Genomic DNA, 25,003 nt, shown 5'->3' on the forward strand with positions numbered 1-25,003 from the left:
CTGATGCGCGGGGCTTGGGACCAATGGGCCCAAACCCTCGTGCTCCTGGCGTGGGCCTTCCTGGGCGGATTGGAATCCCTTCTGTTGGTTCGGGGGCGGGCGGCCGCTTTGGAAGGTTTATTTGACGTCGTTCGAGGGGCGGGGCCGGCTCTGGGTTTCTTTGTGGGCGCCGGAATCCTTTCGGCCCTGGGGAGCGAATACCCCAACAGCGTTCTACCGGCGGTCCTGAACGATTTGCCGGCGGTGGCTTTCTTCTTATTGACCGCGGCGGCGCCTTCGCGCCTACGCCCGCTTTATTTCCGGTCCCTGGCGGCCGGAGCCGTCCTGCCGTTGGCCGCCGCGGGGGTGGCCGCTTTCTCCTCCCCGGACCAATTCGCCCATTCCCTCGTCAACGCGAACCTGCTGGCCTGTTTGTCCGTGGCGGGTTTGCCTCTCCTCGTTTTCCTGGGGTGGGGGCCCTTGTCCGGTCCTCGGGAACGCTGGGGGTGGCGCGCGGCCGCCGTCGTGGCTCTGGGGACGTTGGTGTTGACGAAATCCTTCTGGGGTTTCTTGGTCCTCGCGGCGGAAACCGCCGCCGGAGTGGCTTGGTGGGTTCGTCGGCGCGCTCGCCCCCTCGATCGTCGGCTCGTCCTTTTGATGGCCGTCCTGTCGGTGGGCGCGATGGCCTTTCTATTTCGGGCGGATTGGGGAAAATTGTTTTCCGGCGACGCCGACCGTTGGTCCTGGTGGCGCGCCGCCGGGGCCATGGCGGCGGCGCGCCCTTGGCTGGGCGTCGGCCCGGGGGCCTTTGGCGAAGCTTACCCCGCTTTCCGAAACTCGGCCTGGGGGTTGAACACGCTTTACGCCCACAACCTGTTTTTGGAAATGGCGGCGGAGCGGGGCCTCCTGGGGCTCGGCGCGTTCCTCGCTTTTGGGTTCTTGGCGGTTCGCCGGGGCGGCGCGCGGTCGGCGCGCCGCGCCGCGCTGACGCTTTCGGCCGCGGCTTTCGCGGCGTTCAATTTGGCCAATTTCGGATTTTCCTTTCCCGCCTTGTATTGGCTCGGTTTCGCCGGCGCCGGCCTTCTGTGGGCGGACGCCGATCTCGACGGCGCCCCCCCCCGTTGGGCGACGCACCGCCGCCTGGGCTTGGCGGGCGTCGCGTTGTGCGCGGCGGCGGGGTTCGCCTCCTACGCTCTCTTTCGTTCGGGGCAATGCCTGGAGCGGGCCCGGGGAGAATTTGAGACCGGCCGGTGGCCGTCCGCCCGGGAGTGGGTGGACCGGGGCCTTCGATGGAACCGTTGGAACCCGGAGCTCTACGACCTCGGGGCGGCCCTGCGATTGATCGCCCGGGACTCGGACGGGGCGGCCCGGGACTTGGCGCGCTGCGTGGCCCTGGCCCCGACGAGCGCCGGTTTTCGAAGGGACGCGGCCGAATTGGCTCTCCGCCGGGGTCGAAACGACGAGGCGCTCGCCCATTACGACGCCGCCGTGCGGTTTCTGCCGCTGAGCCCCGTCCCTTGGGTGAGGCGGGGGGATGTGTTGCGCGCCGCGGGCCGGTCGGAAGAGGCTCGCACGTCGTACCAATCGGCCCTGCGGGCCCTGTCGGACCCCCGGGTGATGGCGAGCGCTCCGGCCGCGCGGGCGGCGTTGACGGCGCAAATCAACGAAAAGTTGAAGGAAGGCCCCCGTGCCCCGAATTAAGGTCGCCCACATCGTCACCAAGCTCGAGTGGGGCGGCGCCCAGCAAAACACCCTGCACACGGTTCGAACCTTGAATCGCGATTTCTTCGATGCTCATTTGATTTGCGGTCCGGGCGGAATATTGGACGGGGAAGCGGGTCGCGACGACGTGCCGGTGGAATTCGTTTCCGCCCTCCAGCGGGCGGTCCATCCGGTCAAGGACGCCGCGGCTTTTTTTCAGTTGCGCCGCCTTCTTCGCCGTCTCCGCCCCGACATCGTCCACACCCACTCGTCCAAGGCCGGCATTCTCGGGCGTTGGGCGGCGAGCGCCGCCGGCGTCCCCGTCGTGGTTCATACCTTCCACGGGTTCGGTTTCCACCCGGCCCAGCCGGCGCCGGTCCGAGCCGCCTACGTGGCCGTGGAGCGGTGGACGGCCCGCCTTTCCACGGCGCTCATCGCCGTGTCCCGGGCCAACCGGGACGAAGCCCTGGCCCGGGGGATCGGCCGTCCGGACCAGTACCACCTCATTCGCAGCGGCGTGCCGTTGGCGCCCTACCGGTCCCTCGCGTCCCGCCGCGACGCCCCCCCGGGGATCGTCCTGGGGGCGGAGGAAAAATTGGTCACCACCATCGGGCCCTTCAAACCGCAGAAGAACTTGAAGGATTTTCTCCGGGCCGCCGCGGCCGTCCTTCAGCGGCGTCGCGACGTCAAATTCCTGGTCATCGGGGACGGCGACGGACGGGTTCGCCTGGAAGAGGAGATTCGCCGCCGGGGTTTGGCGGACCACGTGGTGCTCGCCGGGTGGCGGCGGGACGTGCCGGCCCTGTTGGCGCGTACGGACGCGTTTTGCATGACCTCCCTGTGGGAAGGCCTTCCTCGATCCCTGGTGGAAGCCATGGCCGCCGGGCGTCCCTGCGTGGTCAACGCGGTGGACGGATGCCGGGATTTGATCGACGACGGGGTCAACGGGTTTTTGGTTCCGCCGCGGCACCCTCTGACCACGGCCGAGCGCCTGCTCCAAATATTGGCGGACGACGACCTGGCGTTTCTCCTGGGCCGCCGCGCTCGGGAAACCATCGGCGACGAATTCGACATCGACGGCATGGTTCGGGCCCAGGAACGCCTGTACAGCGCGCTTTGGTCCGCGCGAACGCCCAAAACGTCGCCCGCTTAAAGCCCCGCTAAAATCCTTCGGGGGTGTTCGGGGAAGGGCGGGCCGGACTTGCCGGGGGATGGCTCGGTGCGAGTCCGGATCCGGGAACGAACCGTCGGGTCGACCCCGCTTCCCCTCCTCGCCATGTTCCGTTTTCGAAAATTCGAGCCTTTCCGGGGCCCCTGGCCCGGGGACCGATCCCCCGGCGGCGGCGCCGACCCCATCCCGGATTGACAGCGGCGCTTAACGCTAAAATACCTCACGAAAATCGAACGGAACCCCCGGAAGGGGGTTTTTTGCTCTTTTCGGAGGAGCCGTGAAAGTCCGCATACACGAAATTCAGGATCACGGTTCGATGGCGGTGGAAGGGGAAATCCCGGCGGCGTCCCTCCCCCTGGAAACGCCCGATCGGCCCGCTTTGGTGGGGCCCGTCCGGGTGGCCTTGACCGCCGACGCGGACAAAGAAGCCGTGCACGCCTGGGGCACCGCCCGGGGCCGCGTGGCCATGACCTGCGCCCGTTGCCTGGCTCGATTTGAAACCGATTTGGAGGGGACCCTCGATATGAGCGTCCCCGTGACTGAAACGTTTTTGGTGGTGGACGACGAAGTCCGCCAGAGCTTGTTGCTGGCGTTGCCGTCCCAGCCCCTCTGCCGGCCCGCCTGCCGGGGGCTGTGCCCCCGATGCGGACGAAACTTGAACCAGGGCCCCTGCGGGTGCCCCGCCGAGCCGGCCCCGTCTCCCTTTGACGAACTTAAAAAATTGATTCAATAAGCGAAGGAAAAGAACCCATGGCCAACCCAAAGAAAAAACACTCCCCCGCGCGCCGCGACAGCCGTCGTTCCGCGAATTTCCGACTCGTGATGGGATCGATGTCCCGCTGCTCCAACTGCGGGGCCGCCCGACCGCCCCACCGCGTGTGCGCGGCCTGCGGCTATTACGGCAAGGAATTGGTGGTCGCCCCCAAGACCAAGAAGTCCAAAGGCGAAGAGAAATAGTTTTTGGTGAACTCGCCCCGGATTCGGCCCGCGCGCTCTTGAACCGCCGATGACCTGCCGCATTGCGTTGGACGCCATGGGGGGGGACCACGGTCTTCCCGTCAACATCGCGGGGGCCCTGCTGGCCCGAAAGGAAACCGACCACGAGATCATTCTGGTCGGCGACCGGGACCTGATCCAGCAGGAATTGGAGCACCACGGCGCCCGGGACCAATTCCTGATCCAGCACGCTCCGACCGTCGTCGGCATGCACGAAAAGCCGGCGGACGCCTGCCGCTCCAAAAAAGACTCCTCCATCATGGTCGCGGCCGAATTGGTCTCCCAGGGAAAGGCCGACGCCTTGATTTCCGCCGGCAATTCCGGCGCCACCATGGCCGCTTCCCTTTGGCACCTGCGACGGTTGCCCGGGGTCTCCCGCCCGGCCATCGCCACGCTCATGCCCACCCTGGTCGGCAACGCCATCGTCCTGGACGTGGGCGCCAACGTGGATTGCAAACCGAAACACCTCCTTCAATTCGCCGTCATGGGATCGATTTACGCCCACGCCATTTTGAACATTCCGTCCCCCCGGGTGGGTCTCCTGACCATCGGGGAAGAGGAAGGCAAAGGCAATCTGGTCACCGTGGAAACCCACCCGATGCTCAAAGCCAGCGGACTCAATTACGTGGGCCACGTGGAAGGTCGCGACGTCCCCTCGGGCGTGGCCGACGTCTTCGTCTGCGACGGGTTTGTGGGGAACATTTTGTTGAAATTCGGCGAAGGGCTGGCCGCGGCCGTTTTGAAATTGATCAAGAACGAAGTGCGCAAACACCCCCTGGCGATTTTCGGCAAGTATCTGCTCAAGGGCGCCTTCAAGGAACTGCTGCGCAAAACCGATCCCTCGGAATACGGCGGGGCGCCGCTCCTGGGCGTCAACGGCGTGGCCCTGATTTCCCACGGGGGCGCCGACGCCAAGGCCATCAAGAACGCGGTGCGCACCGCGGGGGTCTTCGTTGAAGCCGGCATCAACCGTCAAATTTCGGACCGCCTGCAGGGAACCAACGCCCACATCATCCCGCTCAAGGTGTCGGCCTAACCGTGAGCGGCGTGCGATTTTTGGCCACCGGGGCGGCGCTCCCGGCGAAGATCCTGACCAACGCGGACCTCTCCAAAATCGTCGACACGACCGACGAGTGGATCACGGAGCGGACGGGCATCAAAGAGCGCCGCATCGCGGCGCCCGAGGAAGCCACCTCCGATCTCTCCACCCGGGCGGCCCGGTTGGCCCTGGAGCGGGCGGGCCTCCAACCCCGGGACGTCGACCTGATCGTGGTCGCGACCTGCACCCCCGACCACCTTTTCCCTTCGACGGCGTGCTTGGTCCAAAAAAATCTCGGCGTGCCGGCCTGCATCGCTTTCGACGTCTCCGCCGCCTGTTCCGGTTTCATCTACGGGCTGGCCTGCGTCAAAGGCCTCCTCGAAACCGGCGTGGCCAAAACGGCCCTCCTGATCGGCGCCGACACCCTCTCGCGCTTCACCGACTGGACCGACCGCGGCACCTGCGTGCTCTTCGGCGACGGGGCCGGGGCCCTGGTGCTCCAGGCGACGTCCCAAACCAGCGATTTGTTGTCGGTCCATTTGGCCGCGGACGGCGGGGCCGGGGACATCCTGACGATTCCGGGCGGCGGCTCCCGCCATCCCCTGGGCGTGAACGGCAACGCCAAGGAATTTCCACCGACGATTAAAATGGAAGGCCGGGAGGTTTTCAAGCACGCCGTGACCCGCATGGTGGAAGCCGCCGAAGGCGCCCTGGCCAAGGCCGGCCTCGCCCCCTCGGACTTGCGCCTTTTGATTCCGCACCAGGCCAATTTGCGCATCATCGACGCGGTCGCGAAACGGGTGAGCCTTCCCGACGACCGGGTGTTCCGCAACGTCCACAAGTTCGGCAACATGTCCGCGGCCACGACCATCGTGGCCCTGGACGAAGCCGTGCAAGACGGCCGGGTGAAGCGCGGGGACGTGGTGGAACTGATCGCTTTCGGCGCCGGCCTGACCTGGGGGGCCGCGGTCCTTCGTTGGTAGCGGGCGCGGTTTCCTCCGCGCGCCGGGCGGCGAAGGCGCCGCCCACCGTCGCTCTTTACGCGGAGGACTGTTTGTCCGGCATGCGAACCCGGCTGGCCCCCGGCTCGGTGGACGTGGTGGTGACGTCGCCGCCCTACAACGTGGGCATCGCCTACGGGGCCTACGACGATCGGCGCACCCCGGAAGACTATTTGAATTGGATCGAGCGTTTCGGGCGGGAAGTTCACCGCGCGCTCGCCCCCGAGGGGTCCTTTTTTTTGAACGTGGGGGGAACGCCCCAAAACCCCTGGATTCCCGGCGACGTGGCCAATCGCCTTCGGCCGTTTTTCGTTTTGCAGAACCAGATTCTGTGGGTCAAATCCCTGGCCACGGGGGCCGAGGACGATCCCACGGGTCGACGCCCGGGGCTTTCCCTGGGGCATTACAAACCCGTCAACAGCCGGCGGTATTTGCACAGCGGCCACGAATTCGTGTTTCATTTCACCAAGACGGGGCGCGTCCCCCTGGACCGTTTGGCCGTCGGAGTTCCCTACCGGGACAAATCAAACATCGCCCGGTGGGGTCGCGCGGCCGACCGGCGGTGCCGGGGCAACGTGTGGTTTGTCCCTTACCGGACGATTCAGTCCCGAAAAGGGGATCGTCCCCATCCGGCGACTTTCCCGGTGGAACTTCCGGCGATGTGCCTCAAGCTGCACGGCGTCGACCGGGTTCGAACGGTGTTGGACCCCTTTTTGGGGTTGGGGTCCACGGGACTGGCGGCCCGATCGCTGGGCTTAAATTTTGTGGGGTTTGATATCGACGCGGCGTACGTGGCGGAAGCCCGGAAAGCGCTGACAAAAGCGGGAGCGATCGAATGAAAACGGCTTTTTTGTTTCCGGGTCAAGGGTCCCAATACGTGGGCATGGGGCGGGAATTGGCGGACCATTTCCCCGCGGCCAAGGCCGTGCTGGACCGCGCGGCGGCCAAGCTCGGCGGAGAGTACATTGACGTTTTTCTGAACGGACCCGAGGAAAAACTCCGACAAACGCGGTTCACGCAGGTGTCGCTGTTCATCGTGTCCATGGCCGCCCAGGAGGTGTTGAAAGGGGCGGGTTTCAAGGCCGACGCGGTGGCGGGCCACAGCCTGGGGGAATATTCGGCCCTGTGCGCGGCGGGCGCTTTCGATTTTGAAACCGGGTTGGACCTGGTGAAAGCCCGGGGCGAAGCCATCGGGGCCGCGGCGGAAAAAGTGCCGGGCACCATGGCCGCCATCGTGGGGCTGGACCGGAACGTCGTCGAAGAGATTTGCCGGACGGCGTCGGTCCACGGCGTTTGCCAGCCGGTCAATTACAATTGCCCCGGCCAGATCGTCGTGGCGGGGGAAGTCGCCGCCGTCCAAGCGGCCGTCCAAGCGGCCCAGGCGGCCGGTTCGCCCAAGTCCATCGTTTTGAACGTGTCGGGGCCTTTCCACTCCTCCCTCATGAAGCCCGCGGCGGACGCCATGGCCGGGGTCTTGGGTCGCGCGACCATCGTTTCGCCGGCCGTCCCGGTGTATATGAACGTGGATGCCCGGGAAACCCGTTCCCCCGAGGATATCCGGGCGAAGCTCGTACGGCAAATAGACCACGCCGTTCTCTGGGAAGACACCCTTCGGGGCCTCTTCGCCGCGGGGGTCGAGAACTTCATTGAAGTCGGACCGGGGCGGGTGCTGTCGGGGCTTCTGCGGCGCACCGACAAGGCCAAGAAATTTTCTAATATAGAGGACAAAAAATCGGCGGACGCGCTGCTGGCGGCCGTCGCCCCGCGCTAAGGCGCGGCGTTCGTTTTCCTCTCGCGAAAGGACACACCATGCGACTCAAAGACCAAGTGACACTCATCACCGGCGGGGCCCAGGGCATCGGACGGGCCATCGCGGAGACCTTCGCCAAGGAAGGCGCCAAAATCGCCCTCTGCGACGTGAACGAAGCCGCGGCCCAACAGACCGCCGCCGAGATCAAGCAAAAATACAACGTGGACACCCACGCGGCCAAGGTCAACGTGACCGTGTTCGACGAATGCGAAAAGTGGGTCGCCGCCGTCGCCGAAAAAATGGGCCGGGTGGACGTTTTGATCAACAACGCCGGCATCACCAAGGACAATTTGGTGATGCGGATGTCGGACCAGGAATGGGACGCGGTGATCGCCGTGAACCTCAAGGGCGTCTTCAACTGCACCAAGGCCGTCAACCGTCCCATGTTCAAACAGCGGGGGGGGCGCATCATCAACATCGCCTCCATCGTGGGCCTCATGGGGAACGCCGGCCAGGTCAATTACTCGGCCACCAAAGGCGGCGTCATCGCCATGACCAAGACCTGCGCCCGGGAGTTTGCCAGCCGGAACGTCCTGGTGAACGCCATCGCTCCGGGGTTCATCCGCACGGCCATGACGGACAAATTGACCGACGAGCAGAAGCAAAAGCTTTCCAGCCTCATCCCCCTGGAACGTTTGGGCGAAGCCCAGGACGTGGCCAACGCGGCCCTCTTTTTGGCCTCGCCGGAGAGCTCCTACATCACCGGCCAGGTGATTTCGGTCAACGGCGGGATGTACATGTAAGGGAACGGCCCCGGACGTCGCGGGGCCTTTGTTTTTCAGCAGCACGGTGGAGGAAGCTCAACGCGCGCGGGGAAGTCGCCCCACGCACGTTGGGCCTCAAACGCCAACAACCTCAATGAAGGGGGCAACACGTGGCAGACGACATCGAGACAAAGGTGCGGGACATCATCGTGGAGCAGTTGGGCGTGGACGCGGCGCAGGTGAAGCCGGAGGCGTCGTTCGTCAACGACCTCGGCGCGGACTCCCTGGACACGGTGGAGCTCGTGATGGCGTTGGAAGAGGCCTTCGACATGGAAATTCCGGACGAAGAAGCCGAGAAAATCCAAACCGTCACCCAGGCCGTCAATTACATCAAGTCGCACAAGAAATAGTTTTTCCCCGGACCCCGAAGGGACGATCAGCCTCCCTTCGGGGTCACGATTTTGAACGCCCGCGGATTCGGCGTTCGCGAAGAGGATTCCATGGACATTAAAAAGCGCGTGGTCATCACCGGGGTGGGGATCGTCAGCCCCATCGGCATCGGCAAAGAGGCCTATTGGCAGAGTCTCAAATCCGGACGTCCCGGGTTCGGGCGGATCAGTTTTTTCGACCCCTCCACCTACCCCTGCCACATTGACGCGGAAGTCCGGGATTTCCAGCCCGAGCAATTCATCGATAAAAAGAAAATCCGCCGCATGGACCGGTTCACCCAATTCGCCTGCGCGGCGGCCAAATTGGCCGTGGAAGATTCCAAGATCGATTTTGCAAAGGAAAACGTGGAGCGGTGCGGGGTCATCGTGGGCTCCGGCATCGGCGGCTTGCCGACCATCGAAGCCGAACACTCCGTCCTTCTGGAAAAAGGCATGCGCCGGGTGTCGCCCTTCCTGATTCCGATGCTCATCACCAACATCGCCCCCGGCGAAATCGCCATCGAATACGGCCTGGTGGGCCCCAATTACTCGGTGGCCTCGGCTTGCGCCACCTCCAACCACGCCATCGGGGAAGCCCTCCGGCACATTCGCTACGGCGATGCCGACGTCATCCTGGCCGGCGGCACCGAAGCGGCCATCACGCCCCTGGGCGTGGCCGGTTTCTGCCAAGCCCGGGCGTTGACCACGGATTTCAACGATCGGCCGGAAAAAGCCAGCCGTCCCTTCGACAAGGGCCGCTCGGGGTTTGTCATGGGCGAAGGCGCCGGGGTGGTCGTGCTGGAAACCCTGGAGCACGCCCTGGCGCGCGGCGCCAAGATTTACGGGGAATTGGCCGGGTACGGCGCGACGGACGACGCCTACCACATCACCGCGCCCTCCCCCGAAGCCAAGGCCGCCAGTCGCGCCATGCAGTTGGCGCTGGCCGACGGGGGCCTCCGGCCCGAGGACGTGGACTACGTGAACGCCCACGGGACCTCGACCGAACTCAACGACAAGACGGAAACCTTCGCGATCAAAAAAGTGTTCGGCGACCACGCGAAGAAACTCGCCGTGTCCTCCACCAAATCCATGACCGGACACCTCCTGGGCGCCGCCGGCGCGGCGGAGTTGATCGCGACCCTCCTCAGCATGGAACACAACACCCTTCACCCGACCATCAACCAGGAAACCCCCGACCCGGAATGCGATCTGGATTACGTGCCCAACGTGGCCCGGCCGGCGCAGATCAACGTCGCGCTCTCGAACTCCTTGGGGTTCGGCGGGCACAACGCCGTTTTGGTGGTGAAACGGTTCAAATCCTAACGGGCCGTCATGCCGCGCGAGGACTCCGCACTCCTTCAAAAGGCGCTTCGCCACAAATTTAAGAACACCAAACTGCTGGAGGAAGCGCTCACCCACAAGTCCCACGCGATCGAACGGGGGAGCAAAACCTTCAACGAACGGCTGGAGTTCCTGGGCGACAGCGTTTTGGCCACGGTGGTCGCCCATTACCTTTTCAAGCGCTACGCCGACGAAGACGAGGGCAAGCTTTCCAAGCTGAAATCCCAGCTGGTGGCGCGCCCCTCCCTGGTCGTGTGGTCCCGGGAAATCGGCCTGGGGAAATATTTGTGGATGAGCGACGGCGAAGAGGCCACGGGCGGGCGCGAACGGGACAGCTTGCTCGCCAACGCCTTTGAGGCCCTTCTGGGCGCGATCTTCCTGGACGCCGGGTTTTCCGTGGCCCAACGGTTCGTGGTCCGCCTCCTTTCGAAAAAGAAACGCATCGTCGAAACCGATTACAAAAGCAAACTTCAGGAAATCATTCAGAAGCGGTATAAAATTCCCCCGTCCTACCTGCTGTTGGAGGAAAAAGGCCCCGACCACAACAAAACCTTCGTCATGCAGGTGAACGTCCGTCGGCGGCTCCTGGGCCAGGGGGAAGGTCATTCCAAGAAAGAGGCCGAGCAGGCCGCGGCGTATCAGGCGCTGAAAAAGATCCGCCAGCACCGGTTGGCCCCCAAAATCGATCCCCACCACATGGCGGAGGATCACGCGTTGTCGGAGCCCAGCCCCCGGCGGGCCGCCCGGCGAACCGAGGAAAAGGAAAAATCCTGAGCCGCGTCACGTTTGCCCCCCGGCGATTTTTGTATAGTTGACCGGCCGGACCCATCGATTTTGAGTTCACCCCCGAAGGAGACGTCATGAACTATTTCTTGACCGAAGAGCAGCAGGCCATCGTCCAAGTCGCGCGCGAAATCGCCCAGAAGAAAATAAAGCCCGTCCGCGAAAAGCACGACGCCGAGGACACCTTCGCCTGGGAAATCGTCGAGGAATTCCGCAAGGCCGATTTGTGCGGCGTCTACTTCCACACCAACTACGGCGGATTGGGCGGCGGGGTGTTTGAATTGGCCCTGGTCGTCGAGGAATTGTCGAAGGTGTGCGGCGGCATCGCGCTCAGCCTGGCGGCCACGGCCCTGGGCACCTTCCCCATCATGCTCTTCGGCACGCCGGAGCAAAAGAAACGCTGGCTGCCCGACCTGGCCTCCGGCAAACGCCTCGGCGCTTTCACGATCACCGAACCCGAAGCCGGTTCCGACGCCACCGCCACCCGCTGCACGGCGAAGAAAGACGGCAACGACTACATTTTGAACGGCGTGAAAAATTTCGCCACCAACGGCGAAGTGGCCGAAATTTATTCGACGTTCGCGTCCACCAACCCCTCCCGGGGCGCCCGTGGCATCACCTGCTTTGTGATCGAGAAAGGGACCAAGGGATTCTCCTTCGGTAAAAAAGAGCACAAGATGGGCATCCGCTCCAGCGCCACCTACGAATTGGTGTTCGACAATTGCCGCATCCCGGCCGCCAACATGCTCGGAAAAGAAGGCCAGGGATTGTTCGTGGCCCAGGCCACGCTGGACATTTCCCGCCCCGGCGTCGCCTCCCAGGCCCTGGGCATCGGCACCGGCGCCCTGGAAGAAGCCCTCAACTACGCCAAGGTGCGCAAGCAGTTCGGCCAAACGGTTCTTTCCTTCCAATCCTCCCAGCACATGGTGGCCGACATGGCGACCAAGCTGGAAGCGGCCCGGGCGCTGCTCTACAGCGTGGTGCGGGCCATGGACGTCGATTTCAAAGCGGCGGTGGAAGCGTCGGAGCAATCGGGCAAAACGGTGTACGAGGAAATGAAGCGCGTCGCCTCCGGCCGGTGGACCAAATACTCCGCCATGTGCAAACTGTTCTGCTCGGACACGGCCTTTGAAGTCGCCGACAACGCCATCCAGCTGTGCGGAGGCATCGGCTACATGCGGGACTTCCCCGTTGAAAAATACCTGCGGGACGCGAAGATCACCCAGATTTACGAAGGCACCAACCAGATTCAGCGCAACGAAATCGGGATGATGATCACCAAGGAGTTGGCGTCCAAGGGGGACTGAGCGTTCCCTCCTTGAAAAGACGAGCTTTTCCAGTTAGAATGGTGCATCGCTTCGTGAAAAACATCACGAACCTGCCGATAACCTAAGTAAAGAGACGACCGCCATGGGACTGCACATCGTCGTCTGCATCAAGCAGACGCCCGCGACATCGAACATTCAAATCGACCCCGCCACCGGAACGCTCAAGCGCGAAGGCATGGCCGCGGCCATCAACCCGTTCGACGCCTACGCCATCGAAGAGGCCGTTCGCATCAAGGAACGGCTCCCGGGCACCACGGTCTCCGTCGTGACCATGGGCCCCCCTCAAGCCGAAGATTCGCTCCGCGAGGCCATCGCCTGCGGCGCCGACCAGGCTTTCCATTTGACCAGCCGCGCCTTCGCCGGCGCCGACACCTGGGCCACGTCCTACACGATCCAGATGGGCATTCGCAAAATCATGAAGGAAAAAGGCCCGGTCCAGCTGGTGATTTGCGGCAAGCAGACCAACGACGGCGACACGGGCCACGTGGGCCCGGGCATCGCCGCCTGGCTGGACTGGCCCAACATCGCCTACGTCAAGAAGGTGGAGGCGGTCGACGACAAGAAGATCGTCGTTCATCGCATGATGGAGGACGGGGTCGACGTTTTGGAAATGGATTTGCCCGCCGTGCTCGCCGTGGTGAAGGAAATCAACGAGCCCCGGGTGGCCTCCCTCAAGGGCAAGATGAACGCCAAAAAGGCGGTCATCCCCAAGTGGACCGAGGCGGACATCGAAGCCGACAAGAAATGCATCGGGCTGGGCGGGTCGCCCACCATCGTGTCCAAGTCCTTCAACCCGCCGCCGCGCAAGGGCGGGGTGAAAATCGACGGCGCCACCGCCGAAGAGAAAGCCAAAAATCTCGTGGACAAGCTCCAGGAAATGAAGCTGATCTAACCATGCCCAACGCGATCTTCGTCGACAAACACCGCTGCACCGGCTGCACGTCCTGCGCCCGGGTGTGCCCCGTCTCCTGCATCGACATGGTGGAGCGACCGAAGGAACCCAACGTCACCTGGCGGAAGCTCGCCGTGATCGACGAAGCCAAATGCATTTTTTGCAACGCCTGCGTCCAGGCCTGCGACAAGCTGTTCGAGAAGTCGAAGAACAAAGACGTCTTCCACGCCATCACCATGGTGAAGGAAAAGGTGGAAGGGAAAACCACCGTCGACGTTTCTCTTTACAAGAACGTGTGGATCTTCGCCGAGATGCGCCACGGCAAGCTGATGCCCACCGCCTACGAATTGTTGGGCGTGGCCCGGGGATTGGCCCAGACGCTGGGGGAAGAAGTCGCGGCCGTGCTCATGGGCAAGGACGTCGCCCGACACGCCCAGGATTTGATCGACCACGGGGCCGATCGCGTCTACGTGCTCGACCACCCCACCCTGGAAAACTTCGTCGACGAAATTTACACCCAGCTGTTGACCGATTTGATCATCCAGGAAAAACCCAACAAGCTTTTGATGCCCGCCTCGACCATCGGCCGGTCCTTCGGCTCCCGGGTGGCCATCTCGGCCAACACCGGCATCACCGCCGACGCGACGGAATTGGCCATCGACCCCCAAACCCGCATGCTCCACGCCACGCGGCCCTCTTTCGGCGGCAATTTGATGGCGACGATTTTGTGCGAAAAGCACCGCCCCGAAATGGCGACGGTGCGCCCCATGGCCTTCCCCCGGGCGCCCAAGCAGGCCGGGCGCCAGGGAAAAGTGATCAACGTGGCCGTCGATCTGGCCAAAGTCAAACAGCGCACCCGCTTTGTCCGCTACGAAGCCGAAAAGGGCGAAGCCCAGGACATCACCTCCGCCGAAGTCATCGTGGCGGGCGGTCGCGGCGTGGGCGGGGCGGAAGGGTTTAAGTCCATCGAGGCGTTGGCCCGTTTGTTGAAAGGCGCGGTCGGCGCCAGCCGGGCCGCCGTCGACGCCGGCTGGATCGCCTACCGCCATCAGGTGGGATTGACCGGACGCACCGTGCGTCCCAAGCTTTACATCGCCGCCGGGATCTCCGGCCAAATCCAGCACTTGGCCGGCATGAGTTCCAGCGAAGTCATCGTTTCCATCAACAAGGACGCCGAGGCGCCCTTGAACAAAATGGCGACGTTCTCCATCGACGGCGACCTGTTCGAAATTCTGCCGGCTCTCGTCAAAGAAATCGAAAAACGCCGGGGCCATTAGGCCGCGGCTTCGTCCTTCCTTTTCCCGCGCTCCCCTCCCGGGGACGCGCTCCCGCGTTTTTCCCGATCCGTCTTCCCCTCTCCTCCACGCCTCCGATCCCGTCTATCTACCGGCGGGAAAGTTCGGCCAGGGCGGCGATGACTTCCTCGGCCCCCACCGCCCGAAGGCAAAGGTTGGTCTCCTCGCCGCGGCGCCCGCACACGTTGCGGACGCAGGGGACGCAGGGGATTTCCCGGTGTTGGATCACCCGAACGCGGGGCCCAAAGGGCGAAGTGGCCTGGGGTTCCGACGGCCCCGCCACCACGACCGTGGGCGTTCCCCCGGCCCATCCCAAATGCATCATTCCCGATTCGTTGGTGACCAGGGCGGCCGCCCGCCGAAGGAGCGCCGCCGCCAAGGGCACGGGGGTCTCCCCGCAGAGGTTGACCAGGGGGCGTTCGGCTTCGCGGGCCACCGCGTCGGCGACCGGGCGGTCTTCGGCGGCGCCCAGGAGCAGAACGGCCGACCAGTCCGAGCCCGCGCGGTCCGCCACGGCGGCGAATCGTTCGGGGTCCCAACGCCGGGCGGGGGCCCGGCTTCCCGGGGCCAGAATCAGCAGTCGGCGGGCGTCGATCCCCCGGGCGCCGACCCAGGCGTCCATCGTGGAATCATCGGCCGTGGGCACATAAAAGTCCCCCGGACCGGGTTCCTTGGCGGAGTCTCCCAGCAGTTGGAGATAACGCCGGGTGTAGTGGAATCGTTCGTCCGGGCGGACCGCGCGGGTCAGGAGGAACGATCGAAAATCCGTGGCGTGCCCCACCCGCTCGGGAATGCGCGCCAGAAAATGAAGGGCGGCGGCGGAAAAGGAGGGGGGCAGGGCGTAGGCGGCGGCGTAGCCGCGGCCGGCCAAACGCCGGGCGGCGGACCGGAGCGTTTCGTCGGGTTTGAGAATCAGAACTTCGGAGAGGCCGGGGAACCCTTCGAAAAGGCCCGCGACGGCGGGCCGGGCCAACACGTCCACCGGCCGGCCCCGGGCCAGAAGCCCTTTGAGAAAGGGGCCGCACATCACGGCGTCGCCCAGCCAATTGGGCGCTCGAACCAGCACGCGGGAAGACATGGGGAGATTTTACCAGTTCGGGTCTGGTCTTTTTCATGGGCAGGATGTATGCTTAACCCAATCTTTTCGGGAGGTGTGTAATGAAGAAAATCCTTTGGGCGGTGGGTTTGGTCGTCGGCGGTTTGTCCTTCGTTCGGGCCGAGGAGATGGCCCCGGTGGCGGCCCCCGCTCCGGCCGGTGTTGAGATTTTGGGCGCTTCGGTGGGCACGGGCGTCGACAACCGGGAATTGACCGGGGAGTCGGCGACGTTCGACGCCGGCGTGACCCGCGTTTATTGCTGGACCAAGGCCAAAGCGGCCACGGTCCCGGGTTCATTGAAGCACGTGTGGTCCGTGGACGGGAAAGAGGTTTCCGAAGTTCCCCTGACCTTGAGCGTCTCCCCCGCCCGCACCTGGAGTTACAAAACCGTCTGGCCGGGCGCCTGGAAGGTGGAGGTCAAAGACGACGCCGGCACGGTGCTGAAGTCGATCGACTTTACGGTCGCCGCCGCCGCGGCCGCCTCTCCCGCCGCCCCGCAATAGTCGGTTTTTCGACTTTTCAAAGCCCCCGGTTCGGCCCCGCGCCGAGCCGGGGGCTTTGCTTTTTTGTCGTCGGAAAGTGCCGACTTGACATCCCCCCGACTTTAGGTAGAATATGCCGAATGGCAGTGGACGGTATCCTGCTGCAAAAGGATGGTAAAAGATGTACTTAAAGCGCCTTGAGATGGTCGGCTTCAAATCCTTCGCCGAACGCACCCGCCTGGAATTTGAGCCCGGCGTCACCGCCATTGTCGGCCCCAACGGCTGCGGCAAGTCCAACGTGGTGGACGCCGTTCGCTGGTGCCTGGGCGAAATGAGCGCCAAATCCCTTCGTTCCAAAGTGCTCGTGGACGTCATTTTTAACGGTTCGGCCAACCGCGCCCCGTCGAACCTGTCCGAAGTCTCCATCACCTTTGACAACTCCCAAAACCGGCTCCCCATCGATTACACCGAAGTCACCATCACCCGGCGCCTGTTCCGTTCCGGGGAGTCCGAATACTTTTTGAACAAAACCCAGTGCCGCCTGAAAGACATCCGCGAGATGCTGTTGGACACGGGCCTGGGCGAAGACGGCTATTCCATCATGGAACAGGGCAAGGTTGAATACGTGCTTTCGGCCAAACCCGAGGAACGGCGGGAGTTGTTCGAAGAAGCGGCCGGGGTTTCGAAGTATAAAGCGCGCCGGGAAGAAGCCCTTCGGCGGTTGGAGCGCACCCAGCTCGACTTGGACCGCCTCTCGGACGTCATCGCCTTGACCAAGGAGCAGATGGACAAAATCGAGGCCGCCGTGCGCAAGGCCCGCCAGTACCAAAAGATTCAGGAAAACCTGAAGTCCCTGGAAATTTCCCACGCCCTGTTCGAATCCAAGCAATTGGAAGAACAGATGGAAGCCATGCGGTCGGCCCAGACCGTCATGGAGAAGGATTTGCAGCAACGGACGGCCGAAGCCGCCGCCCGGGAAGCCGAGCGCACCCAACTCCACTGGGAGGAAACCCAGTGGGGCGAAAAACTCGTGGAAGGCAACCGCCGGTTGTCCGAACTCGACGGGGCCATGGGGTTGGCCGAGCAGCGTCAAACCACCGCCCGGGAGCGCCAGGCCGAAATCCAATACCGGGATTTGGTGTTGGACGGGGAGATCGCCCAGGGCCAGACGCGCCTGGCCGAACTGGCCCGGTTGGCCGCCGACATCGAAGCCGGCCTCGCCGCCGAACGGGACACCGCCCGCCAGTCGTCGGAGATTTTGGAGCGCACCGAGAAACTGGCCGCCGAAAAGGCCTCCCTCTTGGCCGACGTTCAAAACGTGGCCAAGCAGGTCCAGGAAGCCCTTTGGAAAAACACCCAGGAGCGGACGCGCCTCAACAACGACATCGTCGCCCAGCGTTCCCTGGAAACCCGCTTGGAAATGCAATTGGCCCAGTTCGCGAAGGAATTGACCAAGGCCGAGGAACGGATGGCCCAGGAACGGGCCGCCGTGACGGAAGCCCACCGCCTGTCCCTGGTGGACGGCGAGGGGCTGGCGGGGGGGGAAGCCCGGGTCCAATCGGCCCACGCCGCTCTGGACGCCGGGGAGCGGGCCGTCGCCGAGGCGCAACAGCGCCAATCCCGAACCCAGGAAGAATTGTTCCGGGCCCAAGCCCAATTGGACGCTCAGGAAGAATGGGAAGCCTCCGACGTCTACGCCCGGGGCGTCCAGTCCGTGTTGTCCGCCGGCCTGCCCGGGGTCCACGGTCCCGTCGGCAAATTGATTTCGGTGTCGACGGCGGACGAAGTGTCCGTACGGCGCGCCCTCGGGGTCCACGTCAACGATTTGGTCGCGGACACCCTGGACGACGCCCGGTCCGCCATCCGGTATTTGGCGGAAGGCTCCCACGGCCGGGCCCGTTTCCTCGTTTTGGACCGCCTCCCGGTCGCGCCGCCCGCGGTGGCCGCGCCCGTGGGCCAGAAGTCCCTCCTGGACATGGCCCGGGCCGACGCCCGTTTTGAGCCCGTGGTCCGGCATCTTTTGAGCGGTTGGTTCTCCTCCGACGGCGCCCTCTTCGGCGACGGCGTCTTGGAGGGGGGGAGCGAGAACGCGACGGGGCCCGTGTTTGACGCCCTGCGGCGGGAGAACTTGCAGAAGGAAATCGCCGGCCACACCGCCGCCCTGAACGACCTTCAGCGGTCCAAGGCGGCGTTGGAGGACGCCCGGCGCGGAGCCGCCGGGGAGCTCGACGCGGCCCGGCGGTCCCTCGAGGAAACCCGGGCCCGCCAAGCGGTCCGGCTGGAAGAGCGCGAGCGGGTCGAGAAGCAAATCGCCCTGGCCGAGCGCGAACGGGATTTGATCACCGCCGAAATGGCCCGGGCCCGCGCCGAGGAGTCCCAGGCCCAGTCCTCCGCCGCGGCCTTGGAAGTCCGGTTGGAGGACCTCAAAACCGAGGAAGCCCGTCTGCGCGGGGAGTGGGCCAATCTTCAGACGTCTTTGCAGGAACGCCAGGCCGACAACTTCACCGCGTCCTCCGAACTGGCCGTGGCCCGCGAACGGGCCCACGGGCACGAGGAGCGCCTCCGTTGGAAGGAAAAACAGCTGTCCGACGTGGCCGCGGAACGCCAAACCTTGTCCGTCGCCGTGGAATCCAAGACCCAGGAGCGGTCGGGGTCGTCCGCCAAAGTGGAGGAGCAAAAGCGCATTGAACGGGAATCCGAAGCCCGCATTTCGGAGCTGTTGACGGAGCGGAAAGGCGCCGACGAAGCCCTGGAAGCGATTCAGGGCCAGCGCCGGACCTTGGCCGAAAAAATCCAATCGGTGGAAAAAAACCTCGCCGAGCTGCGCCGGGCCAACGAGGAGATGCAACAGCAACTCCACGAGAAAAAGCTCCAGCACGGACACGCCCAGTTCCGCCTCGAGGCCCTGGAAACCCATCTCAAGGACCGTTACCAATTGACGATCGCGGAAGCCCGGGAAGGCCACCCCGCGCCCACCGAGGCCGTCCCGACCACGGAGTTGGAAAAACTCCGACGCCGGGTGGAGGGCCTGGGGCCGGTGAACTTGGCCGCGCCCGAAGAACACGCCCAGTTGGAGGAGCGCTACAGCTTCCTGCTTTCCCAGCAGCAGGACCTGGTGAAAGCCAAGGAAGATCTGCTCACCACCATTCAAAAGATCAACGCTTCGACCCGCGTGAACCTGAAAGAAACCTTCGACAAGGTTCGGGAAAACTTCAAAACCATCTACAGCCAGTTGTTCCCGGGCGGCGAGGCGGACGTGCGCCTGACCGACGAAAGCGACGTGCTGAACGCCGGGGTGGAAATCTACGCCCAGCCCCCGGGGAAAAAGCTGCAGAACATCACCCTGCTCTCCGGCGGCGAAAAAGCCCTCACGGCGCTCTCCCTGCTCTTCGCCTTCTACATGGTGCGGCCCGCGCCCTTCGCCATTTTGGACGAAGTCGACGCGCCCCTGGACGAAGCCAACGTGACGCGGTTCGTCACGCTCATCAAGGCCTTCACGGAGCACGCCCAGTTCATCGTGATCACCCACAACAAGCGCACCATGGAAACCGCCGACACGCTGTACGGCGTGACCATGGAGGTGCAGGGGGTGTCGCGACTTCTGTCGGCCCGTCTTAAGACGTTGGAAGACCGGCGAACCGCCCAAAGCCCCGAAGCGGTCCTGGCTTCCCCCGGCGCCGCCGGCTGACCGTGCCGGCGGCGGCTCCCCGCTCCCCGCGCCCGCTTACTTTTCCCCGCGTCGACGTCCTGGGCGTCCGCGTGGACGCCGTGTCCTCCGACGATGTCCTTCGCCGGGTGGGGGAATTTCTTTCCGATCCCCGCCCCCGCCAAATCGCCACCGCCAACGCCCTCATGATTCTGGCCGCCGAGCGTCATCCCGGCCTGGCCCGGGCCCTGGGCGCCGCGGACTTGGTGGTCCCGGATTCCGCGGGGGTGGTGTGGGCCGCGGCCCGACGGGGCGCGCGGCTGGTTCAAACCCCGGGCGTGGAATTGATGGAAAAAATTTGCGGCGAAGCCGCCGGGCGCGGCTGGACGGTCTATCTGTTGGGCGCCGCCCCGGGCGTCGCGGCGGCGGCCGCCGCGGCGCTTCAAAAACGATTTCCCCGTTTGCGGGTGTCCGGCGTGGACCACGGCTATTTTAACGCCGAGGAAGAGCCCCGCGTCATCGAACGAGTCGCCCAAACGGCGCCGGACTTTTTGTTCGTGGCCCTCGACACGCCCCGCCAGGACGCTTGGATTCACCGGCATTTGGGCCGATTTCACGCCGGGGTGACCATGGGGGTCGGCGGCAGTTTCGACGTTTTTTCCGGTCGCGTGCCCCGGGCCCCGGGGTGGATGCGGCGGGCGCGCTTGGAATGGTTGTTCCGCCTCCTGCGGGAGCCTCGGCGGGCGGGGCGCATGGCCGAATTGCCCCGGTTCGTCCTTCGGGTGCTTCGGGAGCCTCGAACCGATCCGGTCCCTCGATGAACCCGAACCTCTCCCGGCCCCCCCGGCCGACCGAGCCGCTGGTCTTGATTCCGCATCCCCGCCATTACGCCTGGGGCGGCCGGGGGCCCGCCTCTTTCCTCCGCCGATTTCTGGGTCGCTCCCAGAGCGCGGTTCCCCTGGCCGAGGCGTGGTTCGGCGCCCACCCCCTGGGCGCTTCCGCGGTGGCCGGGTCCCGGCAAACGCTCTACGACGTTCTCCGACGGCGGGTTCCCCGCACGCCCGCCGGACAATCCCCGCTTTCCTTCATGGCCAAAATCATCGAGGTTCGCCGGCCCCTGTCCTTGCAGGTCCACCCCGCCGCCCGCCGCGCCCGGCGGGGGTTTGACCGGGAAAACCGCGCCGGGGTCTCCCGGGACTCCGCCGACCGTTCCTACCGGGACCCCAACGCCAAACCCGAATACCTGGTGGCCCTCACCGCCTTTGAGTTGTTCGCCGATTGGCGCCCCCGCGCCCAATGGCGAACGGACCGATTTTGCCGCGCCGTTTTGGCGGGGGGGGCCGTACCGTCGACGGCCGGGATTCGGGCGCTGGTTCGGGCCGTGACCGGGTGGGGGCCCGAGGAGGTCCGTCGATTGGGTCGCCGGGTTTTTTCGTCCGCCGCGCGGTCCTCCGCCGGGAGGGCCGGGTGGCTCGAACGAATTTGGCGGGAGCACGGGGAAACCCGCGGCGATCCGGCCGCGTTGCTGGTCCCTTTTATGGGGTACCACCGGCTAAAGCCGGGCGACGGGTTTTTTGTGCCCCCCGGGGTCGCGCACACCTATTTGGCGGGCGCGGGCCTCGAAGTGATGCGGTCCTCGGACAACGTTCTGCGTCTGGGGTTGACCGACAAAGCCCGCCGCCCGGCGGAGGCTCGATCGGCGCTTTCCATGGGGGCGCGGCCCCGGCGCGTGGCCGCGGGGGCCGCGCCTTTTTCTTCAAACGATTTTCGCGTATCGACCGTGGCCGTGGCCGCGGCCGGGCGCTCCCATCCGCTGGCCTGGCGGGGGCCCGCGCTTTTGATCCCCACCGTTCGGCCTCTGACGATTGAAATCGATGGATCGGCCTATCCATTGCCCTTGGGTCGGGGGCTTTTTCTTCCGGCCTCGGGGGCCGGCCAATGGTCCGCCCCGGGGGGGAGAGGCCGGGCCGGAGCCCTGGTCGAAGGGCGATTTTTCGTCGGACAACGGATTTGATACAATGCCGGGAACGGCCGCTCTCCCGGGGGCCGTGGCGCAACGCTTCAAATTTCCAAGGAACGGTTCCCCTCCGGGGGACATCGACGAGATTCCCATGACCTCCGCCCCCCCTTCGCCTCCTTTGTTGATTACCACCCTCGCCGAATATCAAACGGCTTTTTGGCTGCCCGTCGGCCAGTTTCTGCGCGAGCGGGGGGTGGACGTCCATTTCCTTTCCTTCGACGATCGGAGCCACGAACGGTTGACCGCGGCGGGTCTCCCGTCGGTGAACGCCTTCGACGCGGCCCGCGCGGCCGGTTCCGCCGCGACGGCGGCGTCTTTTGAGGAATGGACGCATCGCCTGGGGGTGGCCGATCCGAATTTGTGGATGAGCCACGAACGGGTGGCTTTCGGGCTTCGGGACGGCGGGGAATTGCGCCGTAAATTTTGCGCCGCGGCCGCGGCCGCCGAAGCGGCCCTGGGGCCCTTGTGCGCCGGCGGCCGCTTCCCCGTGGTCGTTCAGGAATTGGGGGGGTTTTTGTCCGTCGTCGGGACCTTTTTTGCGGCCCGGGCGCGCGGGTTGGATCATTATTTTATTGAGCCGTCTTTTTTCAAGGGCCGTTTCCTTTTCCTCAAGAACACCTACGCGGCCAAGAAATTGAGCGCCAACCCCACGGTCGACCTTCATCCCGAGGTCCGTCGGGTTCTGGAAAAAACCCGAGCCAGCCAGTCGTTGGTGATTCCGGTCAAAGACAAGCACCATTACGCCGCCCCCGAGCGGAAAATATTCAACGCGCGCAACGTCAAACGGCTCCTGCAAAAATGGTGGGATCAACGATCGGGGAAACGCCAGGAATTCGGTTATTTGGGGGCCCACGTCGCGGGCCACCTGCGCATGGTCGTCAACGGGTGGCGTTTGAAGGGATCGTACACGTCCCTGGAATCCCTGGGCCGTTTTCTTTATTACCCCCTGCACGTGCCCGGCGATGTGGCGCTGACCTTGAGGGCCCCGGAATATTTTGATCAGCTGGCCTTGATCGACTATGTGGCCCGAACCGCGCCCGCGTCCCACCGGGTGGCGTTCAAAGAACACCCGGCCATGATCGGCGCCTTGGACGCCGGACGAATTCGCGCGCTCCTGCGTCGGCACGACAACGTGGCCCTTCTGCCGCCGCAAACGAACAACTACGAGGTGCTGAAGGCGGCCGACGCGGTCATCACGGTGAATTCCAAGTCGGGCGCGGAGGCCCTGTTGTTGGGAAAGCCGGTGTTCGTTTTGGGCGACGCGTTTTACCGTTTCGCCCCGTCGGTCCGCCGCGTGGACCACCTTTCCCAATTGCCGGGGGCCCTCCGGGCGTTTGTTCAGTCCCCGGGGACCGCTCCGGACGCCCGCGCCGTGGAACGTTTTTTTCAAGAGGTCTGGGACGCCACCTGGCCGGGAGAGCTCTACCAACCGACTCCCGACGCCGCCCAGCGGTTCGCCGATTCCCTTCGACAGGCGCTGTCCACGAACGACCGGACCGCCGTTATCCCCGCGTGACCGCCCCGCTCTTCCCCCGGGTCGGGTCCCGCGCCGCGGGAAGGCCCTAACCCGATGCCGGCCCCGACCGTTTCCATCGTCACCCCGGCGTACAACGCCGCTCCCTTCATCGAAGAAACCATCGCCTCGGTTCGGGCTCAAACGTTCCCGGATTGGGAGATGTGGGTCGTGGACGACCGCTCCAAAGACGACACGGCCGCCCGGGTGTCGGCGATCGCGGCCCGGGATCCGCGGGTGCGGTTGATTCGGCAACCCCGAAATGGCGGTCCCGCCCTGGCCCGGGACGCGGCGGTTCAAGCCGCCCGGGGACGCTACGTGGCCTTCCTGGACAGCGACGACACCTGGTTGCCCGCCAAACTCGAAAAACAGCTCGCGTTCATGGCGGCCAACGAGGCCGCCGTGTCCTTTACGTCGTTTCGCCGGGTCGATCGCGACGGGACGCGCGTGGGCGACCCGGTGGCCATTCCCCGGCGCCTCAATTACCGGCAGCTCCTTTCCAACACGGCGCTCGCCACCTCGACGGTGATCGTCGACCGGACCCGCACGGGGCCCTTTCGAATGACGCCGACCTATTACGACGATTTCGCCCTGTGGCTCGATTTATTGAAACGGGGGGTGGACGCGCAGGGTTTCTCCGAGGACCTGATGCGCTATCGGGTGGTCGGGCAATCGGTTTCCCGCAATAAATTTCGATCCGCGTTGTGGGTGTGGCGCACCTACCGGGGGGTGGAGAAATTGTCCTGGCCCACGGCGGTGGTCTGTTTTGTCCAATACGCCCTGCGGGCCCTTTGGAAATACCGGCGGTTTTGAGGGCGCCTTGAACATCGGACGGGTGCTGGTGACCGGCGCCAACGGCTTTGTGGGCGGCGCGTTGCTGGAGGCCCTTCGGTCCGACGGCGTATCCGTTCGCGCGGCCGTTCGGACGGCGGATCGTCGCCCCGCGGGGGCGGAATTCGTCGCCGTCGGGGACGTGGGCCCCGCCACCGATTGGCGGGCGGCGTTGGCGGGCGTGGGCGCGGTGATTCACCTGGCGGGTCGGGCCCACGTGATGGCGCCCGGGGACGACGGCGCCTTTGATCGCGTGAACGCGGGGGGGACCGCGGCGCTGGCCCGCGCGGCCGCCGAGGCCGGCGTGCGCCGATTCGTTTTTCTGAGCACCGTCGGCGTTCATGGCCTCCGCTCCCCCGGGGACCGACCGTTGACCGAAGACAGCCCCCTGTCCCCGGTCGGTCCCTACGCCCAATCCAAACGCTCCGCGGAGGAATCTCTTCGCGACATCGCCCGGGCGGCGGGCATGGAATGGGTCGTCCTCCGACCCCCGTTGGTGTACGGGCCCGGGGCCCCCGGCAATTTCGCCCGTCTTCTTCGCTGGGCCCGTTCGGGCCTCCCGGTTCCGTTGGGCTCCTTGAGGGCCCGCCGGTCCTTCGTTTACGTCGGCAATTTGGCTTCGGCGTTGGTTCGAGCGCTGAATCATCCCGGGGCCGCGGGGCGTTCATTTTTGGTGAGCGACGGCGAGGACCTCTCCACCGGGGAACTTTTGCGGGGTCTTCGGGCGGCGGGGTTGCCGATGCGGCTGACGCCGTTCCCGGTGGGGGCGCTTCGGATTCTGGCCCGCTGGGCCGGGCGGTCCGCGGAATTCGACAAATTGGCGGACCCGTTCGCGTTGGACATCGGGTCCATCCGCCGGGTGTTGGCCTGGCGCCCCCCGTGGACGGTCCGGGAGGGGCTTTCCCGGTCCCTGGGGACCGTTTCCGGCGGTGGGAATTGATCCGCCG

Annotated in this window: 24 protein-coding genes; 23 read left to right on the forward strand and 1 reads right to left on the reverse strand. The window is 65.0% G+C overall.

Annotated elements, in window-relative coordinates:
* The first annotated feature begins 3 nt into the window (after positions 1-3).
* The 16 genes from IPP68_10840 (at position 4) to IPP68_10915 (ending at position 14,450) form a co-directional block, all read left to right on the forward strand.
* The gene (locus IPP68_10840) at positions 4-1,680 is read left to right on the forward strand and encodes an O-antigen ligase family protein (GenBank protein ID MBL0350851.1); all 1,677 of its coding nucleotides are present in this window, start codon (positions 4-6) and stop codon (positions 1,678-1,680) included.
* The gene (locus IPP68_10845) at positions 1,667-2,833 is read left to right on the forward strand and encodes a glycosyltransferase family 4 protein (GenBank protein ID MBL0350852.1); all 1,167 of its coding nucleotides are present in this window, start codon (positions 1,667-1,669) and stop codon (positions 2,831-2,833) included. The genes IPP68_10840 and IPP68_10845 overlap by 14 nt, the downstream gene beginning before the upstream one ends.
* A gap of 66 nt (positions 2,834-2,899) precedes the next feature.
* A complete protein-coding gene (locus IPP68_10850) occupies positions 2,900-3,046 on the forward strand; it encodes a hypothetical protein (GenBank protein ID MBL0350853.1) in 147 nt (48 codons plus the stop codon).
* Between the two features lie 121 nt (positions 3,047-3,167).
* The gene (locus tag IPP68_10855; GenBank protein MBL0350854.1) at positions 3,168-3,584 is read left to right on the forward strand and encodes a DUF177 domain-containing protein; all 417 of its coding nucleotides are present in this window, start codon (positions 3,168-3,170) and stop codon (positions 3,582-3,584) included.
* 17 nt (positions 3,585-3,601) lie between these two features.
* On the forward strand, positions 3,602-3,808 hold the full coding sequence (gene rpmF / locus IPP68_10860; GenBank protein ID MBL0350855.1) for a 50S ribosomal protein L32: 207 nt from the start codon (positions 3,602-3,604) through the stop codon (positions 3,806-3,808).
* A 49-nt stretch (positions 3,809-3,857) separates the two neighbouring features.
* A complete protein-coding gene (gene plsX / locus IPP68_10865; GenBank protein ID MBL0350856.1) occupies positions 3,858-4,883 on the forward strand; it encodes a phosphate acyltransferase PlsX in 1,026 nt (341 codons plus the stop codon).
* Between the two features lie 2 nt (positions 4,884-4,885).
* Positions 4,886-5,869 carry a ketoacyl-ACP synthase III gene (locus IPP68_10870; protein MBL0350857.1) on the forward strand — a complete coding sequence of 328 codons (984 nt, stop codon included), beginning with the start codon at positions 4,886-4,888 and terminating at the stop codon, positions 5,867-5,869.
* An 80-nt stretch (positions 5,870-5,949) separates the two neighbouring features.
* Entirely contained in the window at positions 5,950-6,726 is a 777-nt protein-coding gene (locus tag IPP68_10875) for a site-specific DNA-methyltransferase (protein ID MBL0350858.1), read from the forward strand.
* On the forward strand, positions 6,723-7,658 hold the full coding sequence (gene fabD, locus IPP68_10880; GenBank protein MBL0350859.1) for an ACP S-malonyltransferase: 936 nt from the start codon (positions 6,723-6,725) through the stop codon (positions 7,656-7,658). The genes IPP68_10875 and fabD overlap by 4 nt, the downstream gene beginning before the upstream one ends.
* Before the next feature lie 38 nt (positions 7,659-7,696).
* Positions 7,697-8,440, forward strand: coding sequence for a 3-oxoacyl-[acyl-carrier-protein] reductase (gene fabG / locus IPP68_10885; GenBank protein MBL0350860.1), 744 nt, complete (start codon positions 7,697-7,699; stop codon positions 8,438-8,440).
* A gap of 131 nt (positions 8,441-8,571) precedes the next feature.
* On the forward strand, positions 8,572-8,811 hold the full coding sequence (acpP, locus tag IPP68_10890) for an acyl carrier protein (GenBank protein MBL0350861.1): 240 nt from the start codon (positions 8,572-8,574) through the stop codon (positions 8,809-8,811).
* A 96-nt stretch (positions 8,812-8,907) separates the two neighbouring features.
* Positions 8,908-10,152 carry a beta-ketoacyl-ACP synthase II gene (gene fabF / locus IPP68_10895; protein MBL0350862.1) on the forward strand — a complete coding sequence of 415 codons (1,245 nt, stop codon included), beginning with the start codon at positions 8,908-8,910 and terminating at the stop codon, positions 10,150-10,152.
* Positions 10,153-10,161: 9 nt separating this feature from the next.
* The gene (rnc, locus tag IPP68_10900) at positions 10,162-10,944 is read left to right on the forward strand and encodes a ribonuclease III (GenBank protein MBL0350863.1); all 783 of its coding nucleotides are present in this window, start codon (positions 10,162-10,164) and stop codon (positions 10,942-10,944) included.
* An 86-nt stretch (positions 10,945-11,030) separates the two neighbouring features.
* Positions 11,031-12,260 carry an acyl-CoA dehydrogenase family protein gene (locus tag IPP68_10905; GenBank protein MBL0350864.1) on the forward strand — a complete coding sequence of 410 codons (1,230 nt, stop codon included), beginning with the start codon at positions 11,031-11,033 and terminating at the stop codon, positions 12,258-12,260.
* Between the two features lie 109 nt (positions 12,261-12,369).
* Positions 12,370-13,173 carry an electron transfer flavoprotein subunit beta/FixA family protein gene (locus IPP68_10910; GenBank protein MBL0350865.1) on the forward strand — a complete coding sequence of 268 codons (804 nt, stop codon included), beginning with the start codon at positions 12,370-12,372 and terminating at the stop codon, positions 13,171-13,173.
* A gap of 2 nt (positions 13,174-13,175) precedes the next feature.
* On the forward strand, positions 13,176-14,450 hold the full coding sequence (locus IPP68_10915; GenBank protein ID MBL0350866.1) for a 4Fe-4S binding protein: 1,275 nt from the start codon (positions 13,176-13,178) through the stop codon (positions 14,448-14,450).
* 106 nt (positions 14,451-14,556) lie between these two features.
* Here the strand turns inward: IPP68_10915 and waaF are convergent, their stop codons facing one another.
* Positions 14,557-15,546 carry a lipopolysaccharide heptosyltransferase II gene (gene waaF, locus IPP68_10920; protein ID MBL0350867.1) on the reverse strand — a complete coding sequence of 330 codons (990 nt, stop codon included), beginning with the start codon at positions 15,544-15,546 and terminating at the stop codon, positions 14,557-14,559.
* A gap of 80 nt (positions 15,547-15,626) precedes the next feature.
* Here waaF and IPP68_10925 point away from each other — a divergent pair, with 80 nt between their 5' ends.
* The 7 genes from IPP68_10925 (at position 15,627) to IPP68_10955 (ending at position 24,996) form a co-directional block, all read left to right on the forward strand.
* Positions 15,627-16,067: a DUF2914 domain-containing protein gene (locus IPP68_10925; GenBank protein ID MBL0350868.1), complete on the forward strand. Its 441-nt coding sequence runs from the start codon at positions 15,627-15,629 to the stop codon at positions 16,065-16,067.
* A gap of 160 nt (positions 16,068-16,227) precedes the next feature.
* On the forward strand, positions 16,228-19,734 hold the full coding sequence (locus IPP68_10930; GenBank protein ID MBL0350869.1) for an AAA family ATPase: 3,507 nt from the start codon (positions 16,228-16,230) through the stop codon (positions 19,732-19,734).
* 71 nt (positions 19,735-19,805) lie between these two features.
* On the forward strand, positions 19,806-20,513 hold the full coding sequence (locus IPP68_10935) for a WecB/TagA/CpsF family glycosyltransferase (GenBank protein ID MBL0350870.1): 708 nt from the start codon (positions 19,806-19,808) through the stop codon (positions 20,511-20,513).
* Positions 20,510-21,706, forward strand: coding sequence for a class I mannose-6-phosphate isomerase (locus tag IPP68_10940; GenBank protein ID MBL0350871.1), 1,197 nt, complete (start codon positions 20,510-20,512; stop codon positions 21,704-21,706). Before IPP68_10935 ends, IPP68_10940 begins: the two co-directional genes overlap by 4 nt.
* Before the next feature lie 97 nt (positions 21,707-21,803).
* A complete protein-coding gene (locus tag IPP68_10945) occupies positions 21,804-23,228 on the forward strand; it encodes a capsule biosynthesis protein (protein MBL0350872.1) in 1,425 nt (474 codons plus the stop codon).
* Positions 23,229-23,282: 54 nt separating this feature from the next.
* Positions 23,283-24,038: a glycosyltransferase family 2 protein gene (locus tag IPP68_10950; protein ID MBL0350873.1), complete on the forward strand. Its 756-nt coding sequence runs from the start codon at positions 23,283-23,285 to the stop codon at positions 24,036-24,038.
* Between the two features lie 13 nt (positions 24,039-24,051).
* Positions 24,052-24,996 carry an NAD-dependent epimerase/dehydratase family protein gene (locus IPP68_10955; GenBank protein MBL0350874.1) on the forward strand — a complete coding sequence of 315 codons (945 nt, stop codon included), beginning with the start codon at positions 24,052-24,054 and terminating at the stop codon, positions 24,994-24,996.
* Positions 24,997-25,003: the final 7 nt, after the last annotated feature.

This window comes from Elusimicrobiota bacterium (genome assembly GCA_016722575.1).
GTDB lineage: Bacteria > Elusimicrobiota > Elusimicrobia > FEN-1173 > FEN-1173 > JADKIY01.